At 69.1% G+C, this 17,208-nt stretch carries 10 protein-coding genes; 1 reads left to right on the forward strand and 9 read right to left on the reverse strand.

The window, feature by feature from the left end; translation table 11 throughout:
* From ACFV4K_RS20755 to ACFV4K_RS20790, 8 genes are all read right to left on the reverse strand, one after another.
* On the reverse strand, positions 1–481 hold a 481-nt coding region (locus ACFV4K_RS20755; RefSeq protein WP_379276901.1), incomplete at its 3' end, for an FAD-dependent oxidoreductase.
* Positions 482–490: 9 nt separating this feature from the next.
* Positions 491–2,143: a long-chain-fatty-acid--CoA ligase gene (locus tag ACFV4K_RS20760; protein ID WP_379276903.1), complete on the reverse strand. Its 1,653-nt coding sequence runs from the start codon at positions 2,141–2,143 to the stop codon at positions 491–493.
* 10 nt (positions 2,144–2,153) lie between these two features.
* Positions 2,154–3,332, reverse strand: coding sequence for an acyl-CoA dehydrogenase family protein (locus ACFV4K_RS20765; RefSeq protein ID WP_379276942.1), 1,179 nt, complete (start codon positions 3,330–3,332; stop codon positions 2,154–2,156).
* A gap of 23 nt (positions 3,333–3,355) precedes the next feature.
* Positions 3,356–3,601, reverse strand: coding sequence for an acyl carrier protein (locus tag ACFV4K_RS20770; RefSeq protein ID WP_379276904.1), 246 nt, complete (start codon positions 3,599–3,601; stop codon positions 3,356–3,358).
* Positions 3,598–10,677: an amino acid adenylation domain-containing protein gene (locus ACFV4K_RS20775; RefSeq protein WP_379276906.1), complete on the reverse strand. Its 7,080-nt coding sequence runs from the start codon at positions 10,675–10,677 to the stop codon at positions 3,598–3,600. Before ACFV4K_RS20775 ends, ACFV4K_RS20770 begins: the two co-directional genes overlap by 4 nt.
* The gene (locus tag ACFV4K_RS20780; protein ID WP_379276908.1) at positions 10,670–12,019 is read right to left on the reverse strand and encodes a hypothetical protein; all 1,350 of its coding nucleotides are present in this window, start codon (positions 12,017–12,019) and stop codon (positions 10,670–10,672) included. The genes ACFV4K_RS20775 and ACFV4K_RS20780 overlap by 8 nt, the downstream gene beginning before the upstream one ends.
* Entirely contained in the window at positions 12,016–13,452 is a 1,437-nt protein-coding gene (locus ACFV4K_RS20785) for a cytochrome P450 (RefSeq protein ID WP_379276910.1), read from the reverse strand. Before ACFV4K_RS20785 ends, ACFV4K_RS20780 begins: the two co-directional genes overlap by 4 nt.
* Positions 13,453–13,454: 2 nt before the next feature.
* Positions 13,455–14,351: an SDR family oxidoreductase gene (locus ACFV4K_RS20790; RefSeq protein WP_379276912.1), complete on the reverse strand. Its 897-nt coding sequence runs from the start codon at positions 14,349–14,351 to the stop codon at positions 13,455–13,457.
* A gap of 468 nt (positions 14,352–14,819) precedes the next feature.
* On the opposite strand from ACFV4K_RS20790, the gene ACFV4K_RS20795 reads away from it, so the two are divergent.
* The gene (locus ACFV4K_RS20795; RefSeq protein WP_379276914.1) at positions 14,820–16,076 is read left to right on the forward strand and encodes a haloacid dehalogenase-like hydrolase; all 1,257 of its coding nucleotides are present in this window, start codon (positions 14,820–14,822) and stop codon (positions 16,074–16,076) included.
* A 315-nt stretch (positions 16,077–16,391) separates the two neighbouring features.
* Here ACFV4K_RS20795 and ACFV4K_RS20800 read toward each other — a convergent pair whose 3' ends face one another.
* Entirely contained in the window at positions 16,392–17,174 is a 783-nt protein-coding gene (locus ACFV4K_RS20800; RefSeq protein WP_379276915.1) for a Zn-ribbon domain-containing OB-fold protein, read from the reverse strand.
* Positions 17,175–17,208 lie beyond the last annotated feature (34 nt).

Below are 17,208 nucleotides of genomic sequence, written 5' to 3' on the forward strand. Positions count from 1 at the left end.
ATCGGATGCCGTCCGCGCCCACCAGTGCTTCTGCCTCGGTGGCGTATCCGTCGGCGCAGGTCACACGTACGCCGTGCGCGGTGATGTCGAAGCCCTTCACCTCCGCGCCGAATCGGATCGGCACCTCGGGCGCCGCCGCGCGCAGACCCGAAAGCAGTTCGCCGCGATGCATGTTCACCAGCGGATATCCGAGTTCGGCGGCGATGTCGCGGTAGTCCACCGTGCGGATCGGCCTGCCTTGTGCGGTGCGGAGCACGAAACGGTCCATCGGCCGGCCCAGGCCTGCCGCCATCGGGTCGACGCCGAGCGTCGCGAGCGCCGCGACCGCGTTGCAGGCCACTCCGATTCCGGAGCCGGATGCCCGCAGTCGCGGGGCGGATTCGAGGATTTCGACCTCGATTCCGCGGCGATGCAGAGCTGCCGCGGTGGACAGGCCCGCGATACCGGCGCCGGCGACGATGACACGTAGTGCTCGGGACATGGCGCGACGCTATCGTCCGGCGGTTAGCCCGGGGTTAGTGCCGAGCAGGCCCGCCGCGGCAGTTCGGCGCAGCTTGCCCGATGAGGTCTTGGGCAGTGTGCCGGGCGGCACCACCTCGACCCACCGCGGTGTGACACCCAGGCGGTGCTGGATCGCGGTGGCGATGTCCGCGCACAGTTCGGCGATGAGCGCCCCATCGAACGGTTCGGATCCGGCCCGGGCGGATTCGGCGATCACGACGAAACCCTCACCGCCCGTCGCGGTTCCGGTCCGCACCGCCACGACGTTGCCCGCGCGCACGCCGGGTACCGCGGCGCAGATCCGCTCGATGTCGGTGGGGTAGATATTGCGTCCGGCGATGATGATGATCTCCTTGGCGCGGCCGCAGACGACGAGGTCGCCGTCCTCGGTGCGGTAGCCGAGATCCCCGGTGGCCAGCCAGCCGTCGTCGTCGCGGGCCGGGACCTTGCCCTCCGGGGTGAGGTAGTGGTCGGCGACGGCCGCCCCGCGAATCCGGATCTCGCCGACCGAGCGGGCGGGCAAGGTCGCACCGGCGGCATCGACGATGCGTAATTCCATGGCGGCGTAAGGATTTCCGAGACGAACCAGGCGCCGGCCCGGAGCCGGCGCGGGTTCGGCGAGTGCGTGATGCTCGACTGCCACCGGATCGATGGTGTCGGTGAGCATTCCGCGGCCGCGGGACAGCGACACCAGCAGGGTGGCCTCCGCCATTCCGTAGGCGGGCGTGATGGCCGAGGCCGCCATCCCGAATCGCGCGGCCTGCGTGGTGAACTCGTCGACGACTTCTGGATCGATGGGTTCGGCGCCGTTGACGACGACCCGCAGGCTCGACAGGTCGTAGGCCCCGTCGGCCGCGGCCCGCAGGCGTCGGGACAGGATGGCGTAGGAGAAGTCCGGGCCGGTGGTGCACGTGCCCCGGTACGTACTGATCAGCTCCAACAGCAGCAGCGGCCGGCGCAGGAAATCCAGGGGTGTGACGAAGACCGCGGGCACGCCGTATCGCATGGTCGTCATCAAGCTGATCATGCCCATGTCGTGGTACAGCGGCAGCCACATCACGACGACATCCCGGTCGGGCCGCAGCTCGAAGGCATCGGTGAGGGCCGCCGTGCCCGCGTGGAGATTGCGGTGGGTGATGGCCACCGCCTTCGGCGCGCCGGTGGAGCCCGCGGTCAATTGCAGCAGCGCGACCGAGTCCTCATCCGGGTGCACCGGTTCGATCTCCGCCGCGTCGGCGAGTTCGGAAACGGTCGTGATCGGAAATCCCGCAAGGGCGTTCGCCAGTTCCGAGGGGTAGGGATCGCCGATGACGAGCAGACTCGCTCCGATCGTCTCCAGCACTCGGACGGTGGCTCGCGCCCACTCCTCGAGATCGGTGCGGGGTGTGGGCGGATGCAGCATGGTGACCGAGGCCCCGCGCAGCCAGCACGCCTGCGCGACCCGTGCGACCTCGCCCGGATCACCGGCCAGGACGGCCACTGCCGAGTTCGGGACCACTCCGCATCGGGCCATGCCGCCCGCGGTGCGCCTGGCGGCATGGTGAATCTCGTTCCAGGGCAACCGCCGCAGCCGATCGGGGTCGCCGCATACCAGGCCGGCCGTGGCGGATGGCCGCAGCAGGTCGTCGGTGAATCTGCTCATGTCTCGTCACTCACTCGTGGATCAGCCGGTCGTAGCGGTCGTGGTCGGGCACCAGGCCCGCCGCGACCAATTCCCACAGCACCTCGTCGGTGCCGCCGCCGACTCGGGCCAGCTTCATGTCGCACCACCACTGCCCCAGCGGTGACTGCTCGGTGAGATAGCCGGTGCCGCCGAAGATGTGCATGCATTCCGAGACCACTTCGGACCCGAGCCGGGCCGCGGTGACCTTCATGGCGGCCGCGGTGCGGGCGTCCAGCCGCGCACCGCTGAGCGCCAGACCGCGTAATGCCCACCGCAGCATGCCGACTCGTGCGTCCAGATCGGCGACGCGCAGGCGCAGGGCCTGATGCTCGAGCAGCGGCACGCCGAATTGCCGCCGGCGTTTCATCCTCGCCACGGTCAGCCCCAGCGCGTTGTCGCACGCGCCGAGCACCTGGCCCGCGATGGATAGTCGCTCATGGCTGATTCCCCAGGTGAGCGCGGCCATTCCGGTGCCAGGACGGGCGATCAGATGATCCGCGGGCAGCCAGGTGTCGATGGTGATGGGCGCGGTGACGAAGCCGTGCGCACCGACCTTCGCGTAGATCGGTCCCACTTCGAGCCGCTCGATCGGCACGGCGAACAGTGCCAGATCGCCGAGCCCGGAACCGGTGGCGTTCCCGGGGACTCGGACCACCAGGATCGCGGCGTCGGCGACCGGCGACAGGGACAGGAACTTCTTGTGCCCGATCAGTCGATAGCCGCCGTTCTCGGCGGTGGCGGTGGACGTCACGCCCTGCAGATCCGATCCGCCGTCGTTCTCGGTCGCGCCGATGCACAGCAGCGTGCGTCCCTCGATCGCGTCGTCGGCGAGTCGCGTGAGGTAGTCCGAGCGGCCGAAGCGGCGCAGGATGGCGATCGAGGAATCGTGCAGGCTCACCCCGGCCGCGACGCCGGCCGAGCCCAGCCGACCGAGCCGTTCAGCGAAGGCCAGCAGGTGGTAAAGCTCACCGTGTGCCGGTGTATGCCGCTGTGCGCCGTTCCATTTCATGTCGAACACGCCGGACTCCGCCAGGATCTCCACGACCCGGCGGGGGAATGTCCGCGCCGTTTCGGCCTCGTCGGCAAGCAGCTGCGTCTTCTCGGCGAAGGCCACGTCGAGTGCCTCGGCGAAGGCATGCTGCTCCGGTGTCGAGGCCAGCGCCGACAGCGGCTCGGCCGCACCGGGCCGGCTCATGCCGGGATTCCCGCGGCTTCGACGATCGCGACGAGGTCGCCGAAGGTCCGGCAGCCGAGCAGTCCTTCGGTGCTGACGACGACCCCGAGTCGTTCCTCGATGGCCACGACGCCCATGGTGAAGGCGATCGAATCGAACCCGAGGTCCGCGATCAGGCCGGCGTCGTCGTGTACCCGTTCCGGCGCGATCGACATCTCCTCACTCAGCATCCGTGTCAGTTCCGAGCGAATGTCGCGGTTCATCGGTGTTGTCCTTTCATCGGCACCCGGTCGAGTGCGTGGTCGAGCAGTGCGGCCACCTCGGCGACGTGCGGAGGCCGCATCATCGACAGGTGGTCGCCGGGAATTTCGATCACCTCGAAGGCGTCGCGGGCCAGCGGCCGCCAGCCGTTGGCGGGATCGTGGAAGCTGCTGCCGGTCTGCCGGTGTACGGCGGCCAGCACCGTGGGCATCTCGCCGTGCGCGCGCATCAGCACCAGATCGCGGTCCAGCGGAGCGGGCCGGTAGCCGACCATCGCGTCGAAGTTCGCGCAGAACACCGAGTACAGCCGGCGGATCAGTTGCTCAGCACCGTGTTCGGAGATGATTCCGGCCGTGATGGTTTGCGCCAGCAGGGCGTCGAACAGCTCGTCGTCGGTGGCGGCGGGCAGTTCGAGCTCGGTCAGGTTCCCGTCCGCGTGCCAGAGCAGTTCACCGAAGAACCACGCGATCCGGTCGCGCTCGCTGATCGCGGTGGCGTTGTCCGCCAGCGTCATGGTGTCGAGCAGGACGACGCGCGCCTCGCAGTCCGCGGGCAGTTGCCGGGCCATCTCGAAGGCGACGTGGCCGCCGAAGGACCAGCCCGCCAGCAGATACGGGCCCTCCGGCCGGATACGGCGGATCGCCGCCAGATACGCGGCGGCCAGCCCCTCGACGGTGGTCACCGGCTCGGTGCCCGGCTCGGCGCCCGCGGCGCGCAATCCGTAGACCGGCCGGTCCCCGGGCAGCAGGCGGGCGAGATCCAGGTAGCACAGCACCGACCCGCCGATCGGGTGGACCAGGAACAGCGGTGCGCCCGAACCGCCCGTACGCAGCGGGACCAACGGGTCGTACACCGCGCCGATGTCGCCCGAGCGCACGAGCACGGCCAGTGCGGCGGCCGTGGGCGCGGCGGCGAAGGTTTCGAGCGGGACGTGGACGCCCCATCGCTTGGCCACGGTGAGCATGACCCGCATCGCGCCGATCGACGTTCCGCCGGCATCGAAAAAGTCGGTATCGGCCGCGAATTCGCCGGTACCGGCACATTCGGCCAGGATCGCGGCCATGGCGCGCTCCTCGGCGTCCGCGGGGGCACGACCCTGTCCGGCCGGCGCGGCGGTGCTCGCGGCGGCGGCCATCGCGCGTAGTGCCGCGTCGTCGCGTTTCCCGCTCGGCGTCATCGGCAGGGAGTCCAGCCGATAGACCCGGGTGGGCACCATGTACGCGGGCAGTACGCCGCGCAAGCGACCCAGCACCTCCTCGGGCCGCACATGATCGGGATGCCCGGACAGGAAGGCCGCGAGCAGGGAATCGGCTCCCCGCCGCGGCAGCGCGACGACGGCGACCTCGCGCACCGCCGAACCCGATGGCAGCGCACGGATCGCGTTCTCCACCTCGGCGCATTCGACCCGGAAGCCGCGCACCTTCACCTGGGTGTCGTCGCGGCCCAGCCAGCGCAATCGGCCATCGGGCAGTTCGACGCCGAGATCGCCGGTGCGGTACCGGATTCGGCCGCCCTCGTCAGCGATGAAACGCAGCGCGGTCAGCTGCGGTCTGCGCTCATAACCCTGTGCCAGACAGTCACCGGTCACATAGATCTCACCGACCGTGCCCGGCCGGACCGGGCGCAGCAGCGGGTCCAGCAACCGCACGCCGGTCTTCGCGATCGGAGTGCCGATGACAGGCAACAGTGGAAGTTCCCGTGCCGCAACGGCCATCGGCTCGGCCACGGCGACATGCGTTTCAGTGGGGCCGTATTGGTTCTCCAGCGTCAAGCCGGGCACGGCGGCGCACAGCGACCGGATCTCGTCGGTGATCCGCAACTGCTCGCCGGAGGAGATCAGCGCGGTCAGGCTATCGGGGTAGGCGCCGGTGGCGGTGGCGGACTCGGCCAGCGCCTGCAAGGCCACGAAGGGCAGGAACAGCCGCCGCACACCGGATTCCCGGACGGCCGCCAGCAGCACGCCGGGATCGCGGCGATGCCGCTCCGACAGCAGTCGCAGCGTGCCCCCGCCGACCAGCGTGGCGAAGATCTCCTGGAAAGCCACATCGAAGCCGATCGGCGCGAATTGCGCGGTGACCTCGCCGACCGCTCCGCTGGGACGGCGATTCTGCCACTCGATCAGGTTCGCGAGACCGCGATGCGGCATCGCCACACCCTTCGGTTCACCGGTCGAGCCCGAGGTGAACAGCACGTAGGCGATATCGTCGGGTCGGATCCGGGGCAGCGGTAGCGGCCGTTCGGGCGATGTGGTCACCAATATGGCTGCCGGATCTCGTATTTCGAATCCTTCGACCGCCTCGGTCGCATCGTCGGTGATCACCAGGCGGGGGCGCGCGACGGCCAGCACGGCCTGGCGCCGGGCCGGCGGATAGGCGGGGTCCACCGGCACGACCGCCGCTCCCGCACGCAGCACCCCGAGCAGCACCGCGATCAGTCCGGTGCCGCGGTCCATCTGCACCGCCACCCGGGATCCGCGCCGCACTCCGGCTCGAATGAGGTTGCGGGCCACCCGATCCGCCGTCGCGGTGAGGGTGCGGTAGCTCCACGACGACTGCCCATCGGTCTCGATCAGGGCGGGGTGATCCGGTCGCACACAACCGATCGATTCCACGGCCGTGGTCACATCGCCGACGGCGACGGCCGGATCGGCGGGCGCGTCCGGCGTTCGGACCAGCGCGGTCAGGATCGCCACGAATCGGCGCGCATAACGTTCCCGCTGCGACCGGGTCAGCGACCCGCGGGCACTGGCGAGGTGTAGTGCCAGGCTGCCGTCGCGCGGGTCCACCAGCGCCGAGACCAGCAGTGCGAAATTCGTCTCCTCGTGAGCGGCGAAGTCGCGCAGTTCGACACTCGAGGTATCGAATTGCCCGGCGACCCTTCGATAGTCGACGTAGTTGAAGACGGCGTCGAAGAGCGGCTCACCCTGGTCGGCGAGCATCGACCGCATCGGGTAGCGCCGGTGCCGGTGCTGACGCCGTTCCCGGCGGACCACCTCGTCGACGGTGTCGAACCATGAGCCGCCCGTGGGCGGCAGCCGCAACGGGACCGTGTTCAGGAACAGTCCCGCGCAGGTGTCCGCGTCCGACAGGCCCGGCCTGGTGTGGGTGACGACACCGGTGGTCACCTCATCGATTCCCACCAGCTCTCGCAGTGCGAGGCAGTGCGCCGCCAGTAGCAGTGCCCGCACCGGTACGTGCCGGCGGTGGGCCAGGTCGGTGGCGCACTCGTGCAGCCACGCGGGGACGAGGGCGACCGTGGTGGCGGCGTCGATCGGTTCCGGTGGCTCGTACGCCCGGCTCGACTCGAGGCGCGTCGGCGGGACCCCGGCCAGTTCATCCAGCCAGAACTGCCGGGCAGCGGGGGTATCGCATGCCGCCTGCTCGGCTCGAATATGTTCGGCGAGAACCGAACTCGAGTAGCGATCGGGAACGGTGCGGGTACCCAGATAGTCGGCGACCAGCTCCGCGATCAGTCCGGCTACGCTCCAGCCGTCGAGAATCGCGTGATGGAAGGCGAACACCAGCTCCACCTCGCCGGGCCGTGCGCAGACGCGCATCCGATGCAAGGGCGCGGTTGCGAAATCGTAACGGGCCCCGCGCATCCGGGCGACGACGGAGTCCGCGTCGGCATTGGTCTCGACCTCCAGGTCCAAGGGCACATCCCGGTGCACCACTTGCAGCGGGATCGAGCGGCCGGTGAGATCGAAGGTCGATCGCAGCGCCGGGTGCCGCGCCACCAACCGCGCACAGGCGTCTCGAAAGTCGTTCTCCCGCCACGGCATCGCGAACCGGTAATGGAAGACGTCGTGGTACTGCGCCGAATCGGTGCGTTCCACGCTGTGGAACAGCATGCCCAGCGCGAGTGCTCCGGCCGGGAACGCGTCCTCCACGCCGACCAGCGATGCGCGGTCGAGCAGCGGAACCAGTGCGAACGGCTCCGGGGCTGCGGGCCCGTCCGGCACGCCGATCGTGGTCGCCAGATCGGCGATGGTCGGCTTGGCGAAGAGCGTGTCGATGTCGAGCCGTACGCCCCGGCGCTCGGCGGCGGTGCGCAGGGCGAGCGCCAGGATGGAATCGCCGCCGACGGTGAAGAAGTCGTCGTGCCTGCCCGGCAATTCGCCGCCCAGCACCTCCTGCCATGCCTCGGCGAGGACGAGTTCGGTCTCGCCACACAGCGGTGTGGAGTCCGAGCCGGGCATCAGGGCATGCACGCGGCGTGCTCGACGCAATGCGCGCCGATCCACTTTTCCATTGCGGGTCAAGGGAATACCGCTCAGTGCGACGAACTCCGACGGCACCATGTACGCCGGTAGGCGCCCGGCCAGGAATGCGGCTGCCTGCGCCGCGGTCGCAGGACCGGTGTAATACGCCACGAGTACGGCTGCCCCGCCGCGCTGTTCGTCGACCACCACGCAGTGCTCCACGCCCGGGCAGTCGGCGAGATGATTGGTCACCTCACCGAGCGTCACCCGGTTGCCGCGCACTTTGACCTGATCATCGAGGCGCCCCAGGTATTCCAGGGTGCCGTCGGGCAGCCAGCGCGCCAGATCGCCGGTGCGATAGCGCCTTCCGCCCGGAGCCGCGGGGTCCGGGACGAACGCGGCATCGGTCAGCTCGGGCCGACCGTGGTACCCGCGTCCGACCCCGACGCCCGCGATGTTCAGCTCGCCGGGCACGCCGACCGGGCATCGGTGTCCGTCCGCCGACAACACCGTGAGGGCGATATTGTCGATCGGCCGGCCGATGGGGACCCGCCGCAGCGTGCGGGCGGCGGACATGGGGATGTCGAACCAGGACACGTCCACGGTGGCCTCGGTCGGCCCGTACAGGTTGACCAGCAGGATGTCCGCACGCCCGGCGGCCGTGCACAGGTCGCCGAAGCGGCGAACCAGCGCGGGGGGCAAAGCCTCACCGCTGCAGAACACCAGGCGCAGGGACGCGGGCACCGACGCCGTGGATTCGAGCTCGGTCAGAAACGGCCCGAGCATCGACGGCACGAAGTGCGCGACCGTGACGTGATGTCGTTGGATGGTCCGCAGGATCGCCCGCGGATCCCGTTCGGCGCCGTCGGGCAGCACGGCGACGCTCGCGCCGACCTGCGCCCACCACAGCAGCTCCCACACCGAGACATCGAAACTCGCCGGAGTCTTGTGCAGGATGACATCGCCGGGGGTCAGCGGATACCGCCGCTGCATCCACGCCAGCCGGTTGACCACCGAACGATGCTCGATCATCGCTCCCTTGGGGGTTCCGGTGGAGCCGGAGGTGTAGATCATGTACGCCAAATCTGTCGGGCACACTGTTGTTTCGACCGCGTCCGCGGATCTTCCGGAGTCGCAGTCGATCAGTTCGACGCCCGGCGTCGCCGGGACGAGGCCGGGGTGTCCGACCGCGAAACGCGCACCACAGTCGGAGAGGATCGTGGTGATCCGGGCGCTCGGCAGGCGCGGATCGACCGGAACATAGGCCGCGCCCGCCGCGAGCACGCCGTGCACGGCGATGAGCAACTCGGGGGAGCGGGGCAGCAGCACGGGCACGAACTCCTGCGCCCGAACCCCGCGCGCCCGGAGCCGGGCGGCCAGGGCGTGGACTCGTGCGAAGAAGTCCGCGTAGGTCGATTCCGCCCGCGAGCCATCGGATTCCGTCCAGCGCAGGGCCGGGGCGGCGGGTGTGGCCGCAGCCTGTCGGGTCAGCAGCCGGTCGAGCGTGGCGTGGTCGTCGAAGGCGGCCGCGTTCGGCCCCTCGAACGAGGCCAACCGAGTGCGTTCGGACTCGGACATGATCTGCACCGTGCCGAGCGGCTGCTCCGGCGCGGTGAGCGACGCGTCGATCAGGCGCAGCACGTGCGCCGCCGCGGTCGCGATCGGGAAGTCGTCGTCGAAGACGTCCTCGGCGTAGAACAGGTCGACTTCCAGCCGCCCGGTGCCCGCGTAGTCGCGTACGACGATATTGACCGCGTCGAGCGAGTAGCCGGTGGACAGTACGTCTTCCTCGTGCGGGATCGAGTCGAGCTCGCCAGACCGAATCCTGTTGTAGGACAGCGTGACATCGAACAGCGTCGGGTTGGAGCCCGTTTCGGCTCGCACAGCGCTCGTCAGTGCTCCGAACGGATACCGTTGTCGGCGTTGCAGTTCCAGCACATCCGCGGCGACTCCATCGCAGACCCGCAGCAGCGGCGACGAGTCGTCGACCGGGATGTGCAGCGGCAGGATATTGCCCAGATCGCCGATCGTGCGCAACTCCTCGCGGGTCTGCCGGTTGAGCAGCGCGATGCCGAGCACGATGTCGCCGTCGCGGTGCACCCGGCGCAGATAGCCCGCGACCGCCGCGGCGACGACCGTGAAGACGGTGTGACCGGTGGCGCGGACCCGGTCCACGGCGGCTCGCTCGACGCGCAGACTGTGCCGATGGCGACGGCGCTCGCGCAGTGTGCCCGAGCGGGTGAACAGTGCCGGTTCGAGGCCGGACATCCGGTCCCACAGCGCCGCGTGATCCGCGCTCCACCGCGCCGAATCACGGTACTCGGACCAGCGGTCGGCGAAGTCCAGGTAGCTCGGTGCGGGCACGGTGTCGGCGGATGCGCCGAAGTATTCCGAACACACCTGCGCCAGGAGTAGATTCGCCGCCCACCCGTCGGAGACCGCGTGGTGATACTGGTAATACAGGCCCCACTCGTCCTCGGCGGTCAGCACGGCGAACCGCACCAGCGGACCGTCCGGGCGCAGCGGCGTGGCGGTGGCTTGTCGCGGCCACCGCGTCTTCTCGCCGGGCCGGGCACAGTCCACGACCTCGAGCGGGGCCACGGTGTCGGCCACCCATTGGACGAATTCGTCGTCGCGTTGCGCGAATCGCAGGCGCAACGCGTCGTGGCGCCACTGGGCGCGTTCGACGCATGAGCGCAGGCGCTCGATGTCGGCGCTGCCGGGGAAACGCAGGGACAGCGCGCCCTGCACGACCGCGAGGTCCGGATACCGTGCGCCGACCGCCACCACATCCTGCTGGTAGCCGGTCAATCCGGTGTACCGGACGACCCGTTCGGTTCCGTCCCGGGCATCGAGTCGCCCGTCGACTTCAGTCATGTGCGTGTTCCTCATCGTGGGTGCGGACCCGCGTCAGCAGCATGGCGAGGGCGTCGTCGACTATCCGGCCGGCGCGCGAGGGCGACATCAGACCTTCGACGTAGGTCGAATTCCACCGCAGCACACCGTGACTGGTATTGACGGCGCTGACGAGGTGTCCGATGCAGGAGATCCCGGCGGCGAATTGCGCTCCCGACAAACGCCATTCGCCCACCCGGTCCGGAAACCCGTGGCGGCCGACATTGGTGACGCACACGTTCCATGGGCCTCGGGTGTTGATCAGGTCCACGACCCGGCCGCTGCGGGCCACCGAATCCGGGCACAGCAGCCGCAGACCGGCTATGGCCGTCAGGTGCTGGCGGAATCGTCTGCGGCGGTTCAGGTTACGAATGACGGTGCGTGCGGTGTCCCAGAAGTCCACCCCGGGCCCCACTCTCGGATGGGTGGGGACCGTGGCGACGAAGCTTCCGAGTTCCGCGTCGTCGACGGCCATCTCGGATCGGAAGTCGATCGGCGATCCGACGGGTAACCGCACCGTGCGTCCGGGCGTGATCTCCTGGGCCACCGCGGTCACCAGCGCCGCGGTGATCGCGCCGTGCACGGTGACCCCGTGCTCCCGGCAAGCCGACATCAGCGCCGCCAGGTCCTCCCCGCCGATCTCGCGGGTGAGCAGGCGGGTACGCCGATTCCCGGCCGGGACAGGGACTTCGGCGGGCATGCGCACCGGCCGCGCGCCGACCGCGATCAGCTGATCCGCCAGCATGGACGCGACGATTCGTGCCGGGCCGCGGGTGCTTGCCGGGAGCCTGTCGTCGACAGCCGGTCCCGGCGGGCGCGATCTCGGCGGCGCGGTCGTGGCGGCCGCACGCTCGAGAAGCCGGCGCAGCAACCTCAGGATGGATGTACCGTCGCAGATCACGTGCGACATCGTCAGGATCAGCTCATGCGATTCGTGCGGTGTCCCAGCGGCTTTGACGACATCCACCAGCCTGGCCAGCGTTCCCGAGGCGGGGATCGGGGTGCGCAGTTCGACGACATCCACTTCGCGAGCCGCGGCGGTGGTGTCGCGGGGGTCGGCCGCCACGGTCCGGATCGGCAGAGCGGGCTCGGAGAGCGGGACGAAGCGCGGGTTGGCGCCCTCGGTGTCGGCCGCGATGCCGACCCGTAGCAGCGGATGTTCGGCGACGACCGCGGTGGCGGCGGCGCTCAGCTGCTCCGGTGTCATGCGGCCCGCGATGGTGACCCAGGCGACCACGTTCAGCGGTGAGATCGCGTCCAGGATCCAGTACCAGCGTTCGGAATGGCTCAGCGGACGGTCGATGTCGCAGGGCGGACGGTTCATCGGGTCCGCCGCCGTCGCAAGGTCACCGGCAGGCCGTCGCGAGGACCGAGTTCGGTGTACGACCAGGACAACTCGTAATCGGCGGGCAGTTCCCATTCGAAGGTGCGCAGCATCGCGTCCAGGGCCGCCGCCACCTTCAACAGTCCGAAATCCATGCCGATGCATTTGTGATGCCCGCCCCCGAACGGGATCCAGGCCGCGCGGTGACCGCGGTCCTCCCTCCGTTCCGGGGAGAACCGGTCGGGATCGAAGTGGTCGGGGTCCGTCCAGTACTCGGGCATCATGTGATTGACCAGTGGCGATACCGCTACCAGCGTGCCCGCCGGAACGAAATGCCCCACCAGGGCGGTATCGGTGACCGTGCGGCGCAGCTGCGTCGGTGACGGTACGACCAGGCGGATGCTCTCGCGGATGACCCGATCCAGCAGTTCCAGGCGTTTCAGCATGGGCACGTCCAGCTCGGACGTGCCCCGCGCGAGCGCCTCCGCGCGACAGCGGTCCTGCCACTCGGGGTGCTTGCCCAGGAAATAGACCGCCGCCGTCAACGCCGACCCGGTCGTGTCGTGCGAGGCGAACAGTGTGTGCAGCAGGTGCATCGCGAGCTCGTCGTCCGTGAGCCCGACGCCGTCGTCGTCGGTCGCACGGCTGAGCACCGACAGGAAGTCGTCGCCGTCGCGGCGGCGGGCCGCCGGCACCGCCCGGCGGAACACGTCGAGCAGATGGCGGCGGGCCCGCAGACCGGACCACCACGTCAGGCCCGGAATCGGCAGGCGCAGCACGGCCGTCTGGGCGTGGACGAAACGCTGAATCGCCGCCATCGTCGCCAATCCGCCGGCCGAATTCGGTTGTGCCAGAAAAGGCGCCGATGACACGGCGGCGGACAACGCCCGGCTGGTGTCGCGCATGGACAGCGGACGATCGGCCGGCCAGCCGGAGATCTCCGCGGCGATCGCGCGCGTCATCGGCCGGAGATACCCCGTGATGGCGGCCTCGGTGAACGCCGCCTGGTTCATGCGGCGGTGGCGGCGGTGCTCGTCACCGTCCATCCTGGTCAGCCCGCCCAGGAACAGCGGGTCCAGCATGTTCCAGCCGGTCTCGAACGCCTTGTCCCGGTTGGTCAGCACGGCGTGCGCGGCGTCCCCGCCCGCGGCTGTCACCAGTTCGATGCCCAGGCCGCCGAACCACGACACCGGCCCGAAGCGCCGATACATGGCCAGTTGCAGCGCCGGTCCGTAGCGCACGAACGCCGGAAGCATGCCGAGGATCGGCAGTCCCCGTGCGCCCGGCACCGGGGCGAGGCCGCTGCCGGACGGCGGCTCGGCCAATACCGCGGGGCGCCAGGGAATGCGGGCGAGCAGGCGATCGAACGCATCTCGATCGGGAATCTCGGAGAGATTGCGGTGGGAGATGCCGGGAGCGGATCGGGTCGACACGGTCACTCGTGTTCGGCGGCGAGCACGGCGGTCGTCAGACCGAGATTTCTCAGGACCGCCCGGTCGAGCAGCCATTCGGGCACGAGCCGTACCGCCGGTCCCATCATCACGGAGTCGGGGCCGACTCGGTAGCGCAGCCGGGGCCGGCGCGCGGTCAGCGCGTGCTCCACGGCGCGGGCCACCTCCTCGGGGCTGGTCCGGCTCGACATGGCCCGGGAATTGTTCTCCGACAGGAACTTCCGAAACGCCGTGCTGTACAGCTCGGGTCCGGTGGCCACCTCGGCGTGTTCGGCGATCTTGTCCCAGATCGGTGTGCGCACCGCTCCCGGCTCCACTTGTGAGACCGTCACACCGGCCGGCGCCAGCTCCCGGCGCAACGCATCGGACATACCCCGCTTACCGAACTGCGAGGCCGCGTACATTCCCAGGAACGGCGGCGCGACCCACCCGACGCCCGAACCGATCATGACGATCCGGCCCCGGATCGGGGTCTTCCCGCCGGGGGCGGCGGCCCGCAGCAAGGGCAGGAAGGCCTGGGTCACCGCCGCCACGCCGACCACATTGACCTCGAGCTCGGCACGGAAGTCGTCGATGTCCGCGCATTCCAGCGGCGCGGCCAGGCAGGTGCCCGCGTTGTTCACCAGCCCCGTCAGCCCGCCGGGGCCGATGGATTCACCGATCTCCTTGCGCGCGAGCGAGATCGAATCCGCTGATGTCACATCCAGCTGGACCGGTCGCAGTGCGGTTCCGGCCGCGTCGCGCCGCAGCCGCGCCGCGCTCTCCTCGGTGCGCACACCCGCGAAGACGACCCATCCGTTCGAGGCCAGGCGCAATGCCGCCGCCCGGCCCAGTCCGGAGGACGAACCGGTGACCAGCACCGCCCCTTTCTCGCCTGCCATCTGCTGCCTTCCTCCCTGGCCGTCGTGGACACGACCGCCGTGTGGGCGAGGACACTAGGCAGCAGCGGTTAAGGATCGAGCACAGCGACCTCAGCCCCCGATGGCCCTGGTCGCGATCCAGGACCGTCGACCAGCAGCCCGGTTCGTATGCTGGTCCGTCGGGTCCACTCGAACGAAGGCCCGACGGCGACGTTGGGCCTTCCTCATTTCTCTGGCACGGGCTTTCGTCGGAGACGTCGCGGTCTTCAGGGCAATCGACTCTGGCTCCGGGCGCAAGTGTGTCTATTGGGCCCATGTCGACTGGTGTCTGTCGCGGGGAAGGGCAACGGGGTCGCAGATATGCGAAACCCGGCGGACTGCAGTGGGTTCCGGGTCGGCAGGCCTTCGTGAACAATGTTAACTGAACAACTGACCAGTATTCATGTGGGTGACGGCTTGCGGTGGGGTGTGGTGCTTAGCCTGCCGCGCATGACAAAACGATTTCTCCTCGCGCTGGCGGTCATGCTGGGCCTCGCCTCACTGGGAGCGCCACAGGCGAGCGCGGCTCCGTCGAGCGATAAGTGTGCACAGCTCGACAGTTCGCTGCAGTGGTATGGCGACAACGCCGCCAAGTTGCAGCAGATGATCAATGAATATGGCAAGTGCAACAAGGCCGTTCACGGCGACAAGCATCCGGTTGCCACCTTCGACTGGGACAACACCACGATCAAGAACGACGCGGGCGATGCCACCACGTTCTGGATCCTGCGGAATGACAAGGTGTTGCAGCCGCCGAACAAGGATTGGATGCAGACCAGTCCGTATTTGACGAAGGATGCGGCGGACGCGCTGTCCAAGGCTTGCGGGACCGATGTTGCCGCTGGGCAGCCGCTGCCGACCAGCACGAACACCGCGTGCGCCGATGAGCTGTACACGGTCTACAACGACACCACGACGACCACCGGCAAGCCCGCGTTCGCCGGTTGGAATCAGCGCCGCACGGAAGCCTCGTACGCGTGGGTGAACAACCTGCTCTCCGGCTACAACGACGAGATCGTGACCAAGTTCGCCGAGGCCGCCCGTGCGGAGAACCTCGCCAACCCGGTCGGCGCCACGCAGATGGTGGGCACCAAGAAGGTCGTGGCCTGGGTCCGCTACTACGACCAGATGGCCGACCTCTACCGCACCCTGCAGAAGGAGGGCTTCGACGTCTGGGTGATCACCGCCTCGCCGCAGGCCGTGATCGAGGCCTGGGCGCCGCATCTGGGTGTGCAGCGCAATCACATCGTGGGAATCCAGAACGTCATGGATCACGGCGTGCGCAGCTACCACACCGTCGGCTGCGGCGGTTCCGGTGACGATCAGGCGATCACCTACCTCGATGGCAAGCGCTGCTTCATCAACGAGCGGGTCTTCGGCGTCACCGGCCCGGCCGCGTGGGAGCGCCAGGACACCCGCCAGGTCTTCGCGGCGGGCGACTCCACCACCGACACCACCTTCGTCCGCGACGCGACCGCCCTGCGCCTGGTGATCAACCGCAACAAGACCGAGCTGATGTGCCCCGCGTATTCCAACGGCGACGGCAAGTGGCTGATCAACCCCATGTTCATCGAGCCCAAGGTCCAGAAGACCTCGCTGTACCCGTGCTCCACCAAGGGCTACACCAACCCGGACGGAACCGGCGCCCCGGCGAAGGACGACACCACCGGCGCGGTCATCCCCGACCAGACGGACCGGGTCTACTGAGTTAGGACGCCACCACCAGCCGGGCTCGGCAAGATCGCCGAGCCCGGCTCTTGTCGTATCCGAGTACCGAGACGGTGGCGCGCTGATGCCAGCACAGTGCCGGACACGAGAAGGCCTCAGCTCGTCGCCACCACCGATACCGAGCCGGAGCGGGAGTTCGCGACATACAGACGGCCGTCGGCGACCATGACGAGGCCTTCGGGTTCCTGCTCGGCGCGGATCTGGTCGACGAGCTTCGCGGGGGCGGTGGGTCCATGCGGATTGTCGGAGGCTTGATCTGGCTTTGCTACATCGTCGGCCGGTGTAGCCGCGGTACTAGCTGGGGACGTAAGCGGGCGAGGAGTCGGGGTAGGCGTGCCATGCCCAGGACAGCGAGTCCAGCAGGTTGCGTTTGAGTGTTCGCGCGTCACGGGTGTCGCTGGGGCGTTGGACGAGGGCCTCGCGGATCATCTGTACGAATCGCCAGCGGGTGACACCGAAGGCGACGAGCACTTCGCCGGCGCTGGCGCCGCCGGAGGGGGCGCGGCGGATGGCGAACTCGACCACGGATTTGGCGTTCGTGTCGAGTGACTTGGTCGCCGCGAGGAAATCGCAGTGCGTGATCGATGAACGAACCCATTCCGGGGCATCGGTGGTGTGTGCCGCCGCCGGGGTCGTCGACGGTGGGCTGTTCGGATCCTCCGCGGGTGGGGTGGCGCTGTCCGCGGATTGTGGGTCGAGGGTGAAGACCGGGAATCGGTCCTCGGGCGGGTCGGGTTCGTATCGGACGCGAATCGGCTGGTCCGATGTCGGTGGGAGCTCGCCATCGATCGTGGAGTAGATCCAGGGGCCGTCGTCGAGTTCGACAATGCCGACCGTCGACTGCTCCCACGTCCCGGTGCTGGACGGGTGGTGCGCCACTTTCCACGACACGATCGACCCCGTGCCCGAGGAAGGCACCCAGTCCAGGGTGGTGGACCGGCACGATGGGCAGGTGTTGGTCATTGGCCCGACCAACGTCGTGCAGTCGGGGCAGCGCCGAATCATCAAGGTCGGGCCGTTGTGGCGCCCCGCGGGGTCGCCGGCGTGTCGTGGGCTCTCGGGCTTGTGATCGAACATTGGAATCCTCGCCAGTTCGTGCCTGCGCTGTCAC

It is taken from the genome of Nocardia sp. NPDC059764, assembly GCF_042732555.1.
Lineage (GTDB): Bacteria > Actinomycetota > Actinomycetes > Mycobacteriales > Mycobacteriaceae > Nocardia.